The 13,664-nt window shown below is 39.3% G+C and carries 9 protein-coding genes; all 9 read left to right on the forward strand.

Annotated elements, in window-relative coordinates:
- The first annotated feature begins 18 nt into the window (after positions 1-18).
- The 9 genes from ACK1I8_RS04555 to ACK1I8_RS04595 all read left to right on the forward strand — a co-directional run bounded on the left by ACK1I8_RS04555 (position 19) and on the right by ACK1I8_RS04595 (position 13,661).
- Positions 19-1,233 (forward strand): Pycsar system effector family protein, encoded by a 1,215-nt coding sequence (locus ACK1I8_RS04555; RefSeq protein ID WP_412468160.1) that lies wholly within the window; start codon positions 19-21, stop codon positions 1,231-1,233.
- On the forward strand, positions 1,233-3,287 hold the full coding sequence (gene ppk1, locus ACK1I8_RS04560; RefSeq protein WP_412468161.1) for a polyphosphate kinase 1: 2,055 nt from the start codon (positions 1,233-1,235) through the stop codon (positions 3,285-3,287). Before ACK1I8_RS04555 ends, ppk1 begins: the two co-directional genes overlap by 1 nt.
- 205 nt (positions 3,288-3,492) lie before the next feature.
- Positions 3,493-4,404, forward strand: a complete 912-nt coding sequence (locus tag ACK1I8_RS04565) for an SdiA-regulated domain-containing protein (protein WP_412468162.1) — start codon at positions 3,493-3,495, stop codon at positions 4,402-4,404.
- Positions 4,405-4,541: 137 nt separating this feature from the next.
- The gene (locus ACK1I8_RS04570; RefSeq protein WP_412468163.1) at positions 4,542-8,147 is read left to right on the forward strand and encodes a BamA/TamA family outer membrane protein; all 3,606 of its coding nucleotides are present in this window, start codon (positions 4,542-4,544) and stop codon (positions 8,145-8,147) included.
- Positions 8,148-8,289: 142 nt separating this feature from the next.
- Positions 8,290-10,716, forward strand: a complete 2,427-nt coding sequence (locus ACK1I8_RS04575; RefSeq protein ID WP_412468164.1) for a GAF domain-containing protein — start codon at positions 8,290-8,292, stop codon at positions 10,714-10,716.
- A 339-nt stretch (positions 10,717-11,055) separates the two neighbouring features.
- A complete protein-coding gene (tssD, locus tag ACK1I8_RS04580) occupies positions 11,056-11,451 on the forward strand; it encodes a type VI secretion system tube protein TssD (RefSeq protein ID WP_335321757.1) in 396 nt (131 codons plus the stop codon).
- A gap of 162 nt (positions 11,452-11,613) precedes the next feature.
- On the forward strand, positions 11,614-12,009 hold the full coding sequence (tssD, locus tag ACK1I8_RS04585; RefSeq protein WP_090983662.1) for a type VI secretion system tube protein TssD: 396 nt from the start codon (positions 11,614-11,616) through the stop codon (positions 12,007-12,009).
- Between the two features lie 85 nt (positions 12,010-12,094).
- Positions 12,095-12,814, forward strand: coding sequence for a hypothetical protein (locus tag ACK1I8_RS04590; protein WP_412468165.1), 720 nt, complete (start codon positions 12,095-12,097; stop codon positions 12,812-12,814).
- A 1-nt stretch (position 12,815) separates the two neighbouring features.
- The gene (locus tag ACK1I8_RS04595; RefSeq protein WP_412468166.1) at positions 12,816-13,661 is read left to right on the forward strand and encodes a hypothetical protein; all 846 of its coding nucleotides are present in this window, start codon (positions 12,816-12,818) and stop codon (positions 13,659-13,661) included.
- Positions 13,662-13,664 lie beyond the last annotated feature (3 nt).

A 13,664-nucleotide genomic window follows, 5' to 3' on the forward strand; every position in this document is an offset into this window, starting at 1 on the left:
CACAATCCCGATACGCTCATGAACTATAAAAAACTCCAGGAAGATGTAGAAAATCACGTTGTCGACTACTTCCATACCCATAGCGATCCACGTTTGGTTTATCACAACCTGGAACATACGCAGGAAGTAGTAAATGCTGCGCAGCAGATAGCCAACCACTACCAGTTAAACGAGCAGGATTTTTTTGCGGTTACGGTGGCCGCCTATTTTCATGATACCGGATATTTTGAAGATGCGTTAAACCACGAAGCAAAAGGAGCAGTATTGGCTGATGACTTTTTAGCCAGGCATCAGGTAAATCAAACGGTACGTGATCAGGTTAAAAGTGCCATATTGGCCACCAGGATTCCCCAAAAACCTAAAAATGAAATTGATAAAATACTCTGTGATGCAGATCTGTTCCATCTGGGGCTTACCGATTTCCGGGTAAAAGGGAAGTTGATGCATAAAGAAAATGAATTGATCTATAAAAAAGACATCAGCAAATCAGACTGGCGCAAAAAAGATATCCAGTTCATGGAATCGCACCATTACCATACCGATTATGCAAGCCTGTTGTTAAGCGATCAGAAACAAAAAAACATTGAAAAACTCAAAAGTAAACTGAGTCGACAGGAAGTGATCAGTACCGAACTCGAAGAACCCAAAAACTTTGCGCCGGCAATTGTGACCGGTAAAAAGAAGAAAGATAAAGGTGATAGGCCGGATAAGGGTATTGAAACCATGTTCAGGATTACCTCAGCCAATAACCAACGGTTGAGCGATATGGCCGATAATAAAGCACATATTCTCATTACCGTAAATTCTATTATGCTGTCTCTGATTGTAAGTTTGCTGTTAAGGCGCCTGGAAGATCACGGCAACCTGATTATCCCCACATTTATCTTGTTGTTGGTAAGTTTAACCTGCGTTGTTGTTTCCATTTTATCAACCCGGCCATCCATACCAAAAGGAGAATTTACGCAGGAAGATATGGACAAGAAAAAAGTAAACCTGCTGTTTTTCGGCAATTTTTACAAAATGAGCCTGCCTAGTTATACCGAAGGGATGATTAAGGTAATGAACGATAAGGATTTTTTATACGGCACATTAATTACCGATGTATACTCGCAAGGGGTAGTGCTGGGCAGAAAATATAAACTGATACGACTGGCTTATAATATTTTTATGTTCGGTTTAATTGCCGCAGTATTGGCATTTGTAATTGCTTACGCAGCTTACGGTAAACTTTAATGGAACAATTGGTAGAAACCTCTTTTTTTAATCGGGATTTAAGCTGGTTAAAGTTTAATGAGCGTATTTTGATGGAAGCCGAGCGGAGCACTGTTCCGCTTTTAGAGCGCATTAAATTTTTGTCGATATTTTCTTCTAATCTCGACGAGTTCTACAGGGTTAGGATGCCTGTACTACTCGCTTTGGAGAAATTAAGCAACAGAGATGATAACGACATCAAGATTGATGATCATTTACTAAGCACGGCCAATCAGCTTATTTCTGATCAGCAACAACGATATGGCAAGGTGCTTCAATCAGAACTGATTCCATTGCTCAGACAAAATAAGATACACTTAATTTATGGAGAGCCATTCCCTGCAGAAATCCGAAAAAATATAACTCGGTATTTTCTCAGCCAGGTAATGGCCTTTTTGCAACCCGTGTATCTACATGCCGATTCCGATTTTTTCCCTTCTAACAATGAGCTTTATTTTCTGATTACATTAAAAAAGAAAGAAGATGCAGAAGTAGTGGTTTTAAACATTCCTTCCAGTCAGTTACCACGTTTTTACAAAGTCGAGTCAGGAGATGAAACCTTTGTGGTATTTCTGGATGATATCGTGCGTTTTCATTTAGACCGCATTTTTCCGCATGGTGAAGTAACCGGATGTTATAGTTTCAAAATCACGCGGGATGCCGAACTGGATTTGAAAGATGAATATGCCGGCAATTTGTCAGAACAGCTCGAAAAACAATTGTTGAAACGCGATTTGGGTTTGGCTACACGTTTTCTACACCAACCCGGCATCCCCGCCAATGTATCGGAACTGCTTAAAAAATTGTTTAACCTCAAAAAGGCAAACAGGATGGAAGGCGGACGGTACCATAACCTGAAAGATTTTATGGGTTTTCCGGTCAGTTCGCCAAAATTATCCAACCTGAACTGGCCTAAACTATGTAATACCGACCTGATTGACGGCTCATTAACCGAAGCCATTTATAAAAATGACATTATTGTACATACGCCTTACCAGAGTTATGATAGTGTTTTGCGGTTTTTTAATGAAGCGGCCATTGATGCCCAGGTCAGGGAAATCTATGTGACGCTTTACCGCGTAGCCAGCGATTCTAAAATTGTTAATGCTTTAATCAGCGCAGCAAAAAACGGTAAAAAAGTTACCGTACTGGTTGAGCTTAAAGCCCGTTTTGATGAAGCCAATAACATTAAATGGGCAAAAAAAATGAAAGATGCCGGCGTTGATATTATTTATAGTGTTACTGCGCTTAAAGTGCATGCCAAAGTAGCCCTGGTAAAACGTCAGATTGGTGATAGAATGCGTTACGCTGGTTTGTTTGCCACCGGCAATTTTAACGAAAGTACCGCTGCTTTTTACACCGATCATATTTTAATGACGGCCAATAAAGAAATGTTACGCGAAGTTGAGTTACTTTTTATTTTCCTGGCCAAACGGGTTAAGCCCACATCGCCCGACCAGGTTAATTTTAAGCATTTATTAGTGGCCCAGTTTAATTTACAACAGGGCTTTCTTAACCTCATTGATAGGGAAATTGAACATGCCAAACAAGGTAAATCATCAGGCATTACCATTAAAATGAACAACCTAGAAGAAAAAGTATTGATCAATAAACTTTACGAAGCCTCACAGGCGGGCGTAAGAATCCATATGATCGTACGGAGTATTTGTCGCTTAATACCAGGGGTAACAGGGATGAGCGAAAATATTAAAGTTACCCGTATTGTTGATCGTTACCTCGAACACGGACGTGTTTTTATTTTTAATAACCTGGGTAAGTACGATGTTTATTTAGGCTCTGCCGATTGGATGAACCGGAATATTTACAGAAGAATTGAAGTTTGTTTCCCGGTTTATGATGAGCAGATCAAACAGGAAATGATAGAAATGATCGAAATTCAAAAACAAGATAACGTACAGGCGGTTTGTATAAATGAAAACATGGATAATATACCGGTTGAAGCAGGCAAAAAGCTGGTTTCATCACAACATGACATTTACAAAATGTTGAAAGTGAATGATGATAATACACCGTGATATGCCGAGGTCTGTGAGGACACAGCCCATGGCAGGTAAAAATTAAATTTATATGCCGTGGTCTGTATCCTCTATATACCGTGGTCTGTGTCCTCACAGACCACTTTATTGGTGCCACGATTTTAGTTAGTATGATTTTATCCATTGTCTACCCATGGTCTGTGAGGTCACAGATCAGGACAAGTAAAAATTAAATTTTACCCTTATGAAATACAATAAAACTTTTTTGGCTTCAGGTCTTTTAATCGCTTCAGCTTTTCTTAGCGTATCCTGTGTGAATAGTAACCGTGATGATAAACAAAAGGATTCAACAGAAAACATTTCTGCAGCCGGAACAGCAAAATCAGATTTTCCTTACGATCTGGCCAGTCCTGTCAAATATAACATGCCGCAAAATCTTTTCGAAATTTCAGGTATTGTGTTTCACGACGGCGATCCCAAAGAAGTATTTGCCATTCAGGATGAAGATGGCGATCTTTTTCACCTCGGTTTGGGCGATAAGGAATCAGAATTTACCAAATTTGGCGGCAAAGGCGATTATGAAGATGTTACCATCATCAAAAATTATGTCATTGTATTAAAAAGTAATGGCGAGCTACACACTTTCCCAATTACTGAAGTAGGCAAGCCGGAAGCCGCTGATGTAATTAAAACCAAAAATCTGGTGCCCAAAGCGGAATATGAAGGACTGGCAGCAGATGAAAAAAACAGCATGATTTATGTGCTGACTAAGGATAGCAAAGCCGATTCTAAAGCAAAAGCCTCCAGTATTTATGGCTTTAAAGTTGCTGATGATGCTTCGCTAACGGCAGCCGGTGAATTTAGCCTCTCTCATAAAGCAATTCAAAAAGCATCCGAAAGCTCAAAATCAAGGTTTCGTCCATCAGCATTGGCTAAAAATACAAAAACCGGAGAATGGTATATCCTTTCTTCAGTAAACAAACTATTGGTAGTAACAGATGCTGATTTCAAGGTTAAAACGACATACCCTTTAAATCCGCAGTTATTTAACCAGCCAGAAGGCATCGCCTTCGATCGCGATAATAACCTGTATATCTCTAATGAGGGGGGGACGCTATCAGCAGGAAATATCTTAATGTTCAAATTGAGGAAATAAATCCGGTAGCGGTATCCTGATGTGATCGTCATGCTGATCCGATAACCAACTATCGGATCAGCATGACGTGCAATGTCAAAAATTGCAACGAAAAAATTAAATTTTAAAATAACTACCTTTATACAAACGCCGAGTTTATGATTAAAAGATTTACCCTTTTTACCATCTTATTTTTAATCAACTTCATTGCCTTTGCACAGGATGATGTAAAATACCGTGTAATTCTTTTTGGCGATGCAGGCGAAATGAATCCTGCGCAAATGCAGGATTTAAAAAATGCAGCTAAGCAGATTCTTCCCAAAAAAACTACGGTTTTATATCTGGGCGATAATATCTATCCAACCGGAATGGGGCTGCCCGGAAGTGTAGAAGAAGAAGAAACCAAAAAGATTCTGCGATCGCAATTCGAACCAATGCGAAAAATGGGTGCTGCGGTTTATTTTATTTCCGGCAACCACGATTGGGATAAGTCAGGACCAAAAGGCCTGGCCAAGATTAAAGCCCAGGGCAATTTTCTCAGAGAACAGAACGATCCTTTGCTTAAACTAATCCCTGATAATGGTTGCCCCGATCCCGTAGCCATTAACCTAACAGATAAACTCACCATCATTACCTACGATAGTGAATGGTGGCTGTTCCCTTATAACAAAACTAACCCCAATGACGATTGTGATTGCCACACTAAAGATGAGGTGCTGGTAAAAATGGAAGAGTTATTAGCTGAAAATAAAGATAAAGTAATCCTTTTGGCATCTCACCATCCCTTTCAGAGTTATGGCCCCCACGGTGGTTATTTTAATTTAAGGAACCATCTTTTCCCGTTAACATCTTTAAATAAAAATCTTTATATCCCTTTGCCTGTCCTGGGTTCTGTTTATCCTTTATTACGTTCTACCTTATTAAGCCCCGAAGATTTAAACCATCCGGCTTATAAAGATATGATTAAATCGGTTACCGGTGTATTTGGCGATTATCCAAACGTAACCTACGTTGCCGGGCATGAACACGGCCTTCAGTTAATCAAAGGAAAACAGCTGCAGGTGATCAGCGGCTCAGGATCCAAAGTATCACCAAATAAAGAAGGTAAAGCCTCGTTGTTTCACGAAATGCAGCAAGGTTACGTGGTTGCCGATCAGTTGAAAAACAATGATATGCGCTACGAATATTATATTTATTCAGATACAAGCGTTAAAAGGGTTTACAGTTACATTAAAAAGTTTGAAGCCATTCCGAAAAAAGTAAGAAATAGAGACAAACCGATTACGGCTGACAGTATTTTTGTGCGCGTAAAGCCGGAATATGATAGTGTTGGTCGTTTTCACCGCATCATTTTTGGCGAAAATTACCGCAAAGAATACGCTGCAAAAACAAAAGTACCTGTATTGCGCATTTCTCAAATGATGGGTGGCTTAAAGGCAACCAAACGTGGGGGAGGTAACCAATCGAGATCCTTGCGTTTGGAAGATAAAAACGGTAAAGAATATGTGCTGCGGAGCGTAGAAAAGTTTCCGGAGGTATTATTGCCGGCAGCATTGCGCGAAACTTTTGCCAAAGATATTTTAAAAGATAATATGTCGGCCCAACATCCGTTTTCGGCACTGGTTGTACCCGAACTTGCCAAAGCTGGCGGCATTGCACACAGCAATCCGATTATCGGTTGGGTTTCTCCTGATGATAACCTGGGCGAATTTGAACCGGCATTTGCCAATACTTTATGTTTATTCGAGGAAAGAGAACCGACGGGTGAATCAGACAGTTCTCCTAAAATGGATAAAAAACTAACAGAAGATAACGATAATAGACTAGATGGACCTGCGTGGGTTAGGGCCAGGGCATTTGATGTATTATTGGGCGATTGGGACAGGCACGAAGACCAGTGGCGCTGGAAAGAAACCAAAACGGAAGATGGGTCGCTTTATTCGCCTGTACCTAGAGACCGCGATCAGGTATTTTTTCGGTCAGACGGACTTTTGCAACGCTATACGCAGTCCTCATCTTTATTGCCGATGATGCAGGGCTATGAACGCGGGATAAAAGATATCAATTGGTTTTTATGGGAAGGAAGAGAAATCAGCAGCCGCTGGACCGCCAATATCGACGAGGAGGAATTTGATAAAATTGTGAAGGATTTCTGTGCAAATTACAACGATGCTATTTTTGAAAAGGCATTGAAAAAATTGCCTGAACCGAGTTATTCATTACATCATGATGCCTTTATGGCGCAGTTGCGTAACCGGATCGCTACATTGCCAAAATTAATGAACCAGTACTATCATTTCTTTAACCGCATCGTAGATATTGAAGTCACCAATAAAAATGAACTGATTCAGATCACTGACGCCGTTAATAATGGTCTGCGAGTAAAAATCAATAAAATCTCTAAAGAAGGTAAAATTAAAGAAGAGCTTTTTGATCGGAAATTTGATCCGAAAGTAACCAAAGAGATCAGGGTTTACATGCACAATGGAAACGATAGCTTGATACTGAACAATAAAAAATCGAATATCAAACTGCGGATTATTGGTGGCAAGGGTGATAAAGTTTACGATTTTGAAAACAGCAATGGTAGTGTAAAACTTTATGGGCGGACCACAAAAGCAACTTACCTGGGCAATGACCAGGATAAAATCAGGAAAATTATCTCTAACGATACTGCAAATTTCAGCTATATCCCTAAAGATATGTACCGTCGCAATTCCTGGTTATTAAATGCTGGTTACAATCAGGATGATGGTGTTTTACTGGGCTTAATCTATAAACAAACCAACCCTGGTTTCAGAAAACAACCTTATGGCAATTCCCAAACGGTTTCCTTTTTGCACTCATTCTCTACCAAAGCTTTTAGGTTTAATTATAAAGGTGAGTGGTTAAAAGCTTTAGGAAAAGGCGATTTTGTTTTAAAAGGCGATGCCTTTGCACCCAACAACACACAAAATTTCTTTGGTTTTGGTAACGAAACCCATTTTGATGAACATGGCGATGAGATCAGGTATTATCGTGCACGTTTTAACCTGTACCAGGTAGATGCTTCCATCCGCTGGCGCCGTCCGAAATCTACTTTTAGCGTTGGTCCGGCTTTTCAGTATTATAAATTTAACCGGGAAGATAATGAGGGGAGGTTTATCGAAAATGCTGCACAGCTGCATTCATCAGATAGCTTAACCGTACGCAACGAAAAGATGTTTGCCGGTGCGTTTGTAAACTTTACCAATAATACCCGCGATAACGACCTTTTGCCAACATTGGGTAGTTTTGTAGATTTTAAACTTTTGGGCTATAAAGGAGTGAATAAATATTCTAATTCTATAGCGCAGTTTACAGGCAGCATTGCCCTTTACAAAAATTTAGATGGCAGAAAGAATTTTATCCTGGCCGACCGTTTCGGCGGAGGAGTAACGGTTGGTAAACCTGCATTTTACCAGGCTTTATTTTTAGGCGGGCAGGGCAATCTTTTAGGCTACAGGCAGTTTAGGTTTGCTGGTGAACATATGTTTTACAACAACTTAGAACTTAGGGCAAAGCTAGGCGATTTAGTAAGTTATATCTTACCCGGACAAGTTGGCTTACTTGGTTTTTATGATGTTGGCAGGGTTTGGAAACGTGACGAAAAATCAACAATCTGGCACCATGGTGTAGGAGGAGGGGTTTATTTTGCTCCCGCATCACTCACAGTTGTGCGATTTGTAATGGGACATTCCACAGATGGCTGGTATCCATATGTGTCAATCAATTTTAGGTATTAAATTTGCATAACACTCTTATGAACGGTTTACAAAAGTATTTACGTTCAGCAGACTAACAACATATAGGGTAGTAGCTATCTTTGCAGTTGATTAGCAACCCGTTAGAACATTATAATTTTTACCCTATCGCAAAACTTATACAATGAACACCAATGTCATACACATACATAAAAACGAATGTATACATTGCCAGGTAGATTCATCTCTGTCTTTCCGCCCGCTTGTGGAGTATCTAAAAGGCAGGTTGAAAACAGAAAAATCGGTTAAGTCTGAATTTTACAGGTTTTTACTTCAAAAAATAGAAAAAGATGATGTATTGCTTGGCAATATCAGTGCGGAGGATTTATCTCAATATAAAGATACTTTAGAATTAATTTTTACCATTCTAACCCCTTTAATGGATAATGAAGACGATTTGTTTTGGGCATTAAGTACACCCATTCCAGATCAGATTTTCTTTAGCACCAATGCATTCTATAAATTTTTTAAGGATCACGATCCTAAAAATAAAGTAACTAAAGATAATGAGCCTATTGAGAAAAAACAGCTGAAATTTATCTACAACGTCATTCTGGGACGTTTCTATAATTTTACTTCGGTACTGAAAAATGAGATTATTTATGCACACATTAATCAGGATACGAAGCTTACGCAGTATTATAATATTCAGACAGATACCAAGTTTGTGGATATTATGCACAAGGGTGATTTACCTGAGCTGAATTTTGAGGCACTGAGTAAACATTTCCAGGAAGAAACTGAATTGGAATACCTGCTGGAACACCTGCCGCTGACAAATTTTCATTTTGAAGGCTTCAGCATCATTTCCATTACGGATGTTACGCTACAGCACTCCATTGAAGGTATCCGTGGTGCATTGGTAGATCATAACTACCAGACTGAAGCATATAGCCATGTAATACATGCTTTAAAAACGCTAAGTGGTAACAGTAAGCTCGAGTTCGGTCTGATGCCTTTTTTAACGGTTAACAATAAGCTGGTATTCGATAATCAGGAGTTTTCTCAAAGTATGCTGATCAATTCGGCAAAGGCTTCCAATTTAGAGGAAGAAGTTTTTTATGCCCTGGTTGATAAATACAAGGAAAATCCACGGTCTATATTTGTAAGTGCCATTAAAGAAGAACAGATAGAGAAAGATCCTTTTTTAAAGGTTTTAAAAGCTGCAGGGGTTAATTCTTATTCGGTACTGCCTATTTATTACAATAAAGAGTTGGCTGGGGTATTAGAAGTGTATTCCAAAGATGCTGTAGCAGTTGATGATAAACTGTTATCGAGGTTGCGTCCGGCGATGCCTTTGATCGGTCAGCTTTTCCAATACAGTATTGAGGAATTTAATGCTAAAATGGACGAAATCCTGATGGATAAATTTACCGCGTTGCAGCCTTCCGTTCAGTGGAAATTTAACGAGGCCGTTTGGCATTTTCTGCAGCAGAATAATGGTTATCACAAGCTGAAAGAAATCGAAACCATTACCTTTAAGCATTTGTACCCGCTTTTTGGCGCGATTGATATCCGAAACTCTACTACCGAGCGTAATAAAGCGTTAAAAAATGATATGGAAGTACAGTTGAGAACCTTAATTGATACTTTAAAATTTATTAGTAAAAACGTTGCTTTAGAATTAATTGATAAGCTGATTTTCAACTGTAAAGACTGGATTAAAAGAATAGGGGATTTTGCTTCTTCAAATGAAGAAAGCCAGTTGAACGAGTTTTTGGAAGTTGAGGTTTACCCTTTCCTGTCTATCATTAAAGCAAACCACCCCGACACGGCGGAAGTAATTGATCAGTATTTCGAAGTGGTGGTGCCCGAAACCGGTGCTGCATTCGAAAACCGCAGGCAGCTTGAGGTTTCCATGCAGCTCATCAATACTGAAGTGAGCCAGTACCTGGAAAAATCGCAATCGAAGCTGCAGGCTTCTTATCCTTGCTATTTTGCCAAGTTCAGAACCGATGGGGTAGAGTACGACATTTATATTGGACAAGATATTGCACCCGAGAAACCGTTCGATTTACTTTACCTGAAAAATATCCGTTTGTGGCAGCTTACCTCTATGGTCGATATTGCCCGGTTATCTAAAAATTTAATCGCCGAAATGCCATGTGCACTCGAAACTACGCAATTGATTTTTATCCATTCAAATGCTATTGATATTAGTTTCAGGAATGATGAGCGCCGTTTCGATGTAGAAGGAGCTTATAATATACGTTACGAAGTAGTTAAAAAACGTATTGATAAAGTGCTGATAAAAGGCACTACTGAGCGTTTAACACAACCCCATAAAATTTCTATGGTTTACTTTAATCCGGAAGAAGCTAAGGAGTATATCGAGTATATCAAATACATGCAGGTTCAGGGCTATTTAAACGACGATTTAGAACAGCTTGAACTCGATGAGCTTCAAGGCGTATCAGGCTTAAAAGCCTTAAGGGTAGGGGTAAAGTATCTGGAAGATAAAGCGGCAACTAAAACAGATACAGCTAAAAAACTTAAGCCTAAAGAGATCAAATCTATCGAAAAGGAAATTGCGAAAGTACTACAACATTAAACATATCGTTTAGTAAAATCCTCCAAATTAAATTGGGGGATTTTTTTTTGCAATTGAATACCCTGGGGATAAATGTGTCAATTTGTAGAATTAATACACAATTTGGGTATTTTTTTTAATATTTTTTCTGTCTGATTTAAGTGTGGTTAGAATTTTTCCACATTTGGATTTCTTATAAAATGCCTTTTCCAATTCACAGTAAAGCATTTTAAGCCTTTTGCTGATTGTTATCCCTTTCATTATGAGTGTTATAGGAATTATTGGCCCGATATTTGGCTTAGAAATTTTAGTGGCGGAGGCTACTGATAATCAAATTTTTAACCTTTAAATTTTAAAACTATGGCTTTCAAAGCTAGATTAAATTTTTCAGGCAAGGAGTACGATGTACTCAACTGTGCCTATGCGTTAAACCGTGATGTAGATGCAAAAGGAAGACCCTCTTCCGGAGTTTACGGCGGTACCATCGACATTGAGATCGAATCAACCGAAGACACCTCAATTATCGAGGCGATGGTAAACAACCAGTACAAACCTATCACAGGAACCCTTCTGATCAAGAAAACAGAGGAAGATGCCAAAATGAAAGAAGTTCATTTCGAAGATGGCTACATTGTTAAATATTCCGAAGGGATAAACATTGTGGGCGATCACCCGATGACGCTTAAATTCCAGATTTCTGCCCGCAAGCTAAAATTAGGAAATGCAGAACACCTTAACGACTGGCCAAAGGCCTAATTGAGGTTGAGGGTAGGAAGGTAGAAGGTGTAGGGAAGTCTAAACACTAAACCAATAACCGCTAAGGAGTTTAGAGAGGAGGGTTTTAAATCCCTGACGCCATGCGCCAAACCCCATGCGCTTAAAAATTCATTCATTTAAAAACATTTAAAATTTACTACAATGGCATTCAAAACCCGTTTAAACTTAGGATCAAAAGAATTTGATGTACTACAGTGCAGCTTTTCATTAAATAGAGATGTTGATGCAAAAGGCCGTCCATCCTCAGGTGTTTATGGTGGTACCATCCACATCGAAATCGAATCAACAGAAGATACATCAGTGATCGAATCGATGGTTAACAACCAGTATAAACCGCTTTCCGGCAACATCATTTTCAAAAAAGGCGAAGAAGATGCAAAAATGAAGGAACTGTCTTTCGAAGATGGTTACATTATCCAATATAACGAAGGTATTGCTGTGAACGACAATACACCGATGACTTTAAGTTTTGTGGTATCGGCGCGTAAGCTAAAACTGGGCAACGCCGAGCATGAAAACGATTGGCCTAAGGCTTAATCCGATTTAAATCGTTATTAGTTTCAGGTTAAAGCTGGTGCTAATAACGTTTTTTCTTTTTTGGGGCATAATTAAAGCGCTACCTATGGCTACCGATTTAGAATACATCAACCTGTTTAATCAGTGTAAAATTTCTCCCTTGAAATCTGCAGAGATCAACAGGATTATTGATGATAAAATATTAAGCAATAAGTCTAGATATCAGGTAATTAGAAATAAACTGCTGAATTTAACCGGGTACACTTATCGTAACGCCTGCTTTTTTACCGAGCCGGAAGATAGCTTTCTGGAAAAGAATTCAAAAAGTGCAAATCGTTTTTTTAACAGGTCGTTTAAAGATACCGGCCTCTTTTCTGAAACCAGCGGTATACCATGGTATTTTATTGCCTGTGTGCATTACCGGGAGAGCAATTCCGATTTTACCCGGCACCTTCACAATGGGGATCCATTAAGTGGCTTTACCAGACAGCATCCTGCAAATAGGCCAAAAATTGACCATGGCCCACCCTTTACCTTTGAGGAAAGTGCAGTTGATGCCCTGAAGTTACGTGGTTTAGATAAAGAAACTGTCTGGTCATTACCTAAGGTATTATTGCGTTTAGAGCAGTACAACGGCATAGCAAAAGCTTATCAGCGCAATAACATCAATTCGCCATATCTATGGGGTGGCTCTAATCTGTATACCAGGGGAGGTTTTCCGAGAGATCATGTTTTTAGCCTTGATTATGTAAATAAGCAGATCGGAACAGCTGTTATTTTAAAGGCAATGGAAAATAGGGGGATCATCAATATACCAAGGCAATGATATGAAAGCAACAGGCATCCTATTTTTTTCTCTGGCTTTCCTGCTGTCATCATGCGGTGCAAAGCACAATCAGCAGCAGCCTGCAAAAGATAATGATACAGCTACTGTTACCCATCAAAAAACAGATTCAGTTCCTGCGAAAATAATTTCGCTCGAAAAACTGGCTGCGCAAATGGTTGCTTCAGGAGAAAGTTATCAAAATGATGGCAATACGGATGCTGAGCAGATTTTTATAAAGGCGTTTATTGAAGCTTTAGAAGAACCAAAGGCATTTGAAACCAATTTCAATAACCTGAAGAAATACGATATCCGGATGTTGACTGCAGATGATGGCAACCTGAGAATATTTTATTGGCTTTCTCCCTATTCGGGTTCCATGTGGCATGTGCAGAACATTGTTCAATATAAAACTAAAAATAATGCGGTAACGGCCCTATCGTTTAACAATCTTTACGAGGATAAAGATGATGAGGGCAGTCCTACGCCCTTTTTTGATCACATTTACACTTTAAATACATCGCCTCAAAGCACATATCTTTTTACGGGATATGGACAAATGAGTGGAACCGAACCTTATACGGTTGGCCATACACTCGTGATCGATCAGGGAAAATTCAGCATTACCAAAGCCTTGTTCAAAACAGGCAAAGGGGTTAAAACACAGTTATTCGCATCTGCAGAGCTTAAGGACAACCAGGATAAAGAAAAGCTATTGGCCCGATTGGCCATCACCTATAATGCTAAAGCTAAAACCATTAGCTATCCCGAAGTGAATGAAACAAAAGATGGTTATGCACTCACGGGTAAGAGAAACGTTTTAACCTTTCGTGAAGGGATGTTCAAGTAGGCG

It is taken from the genome of Pedobacter sp. KLB.chiD (genome assembly GCF_047040275.1).
In the GTDB taxonomy this organism is placed as follows: Bacteria; Bacteroidota; Bacteroidia; order Sphingobacteriales; family Sphingobacteriaceae; genus Pedobacter.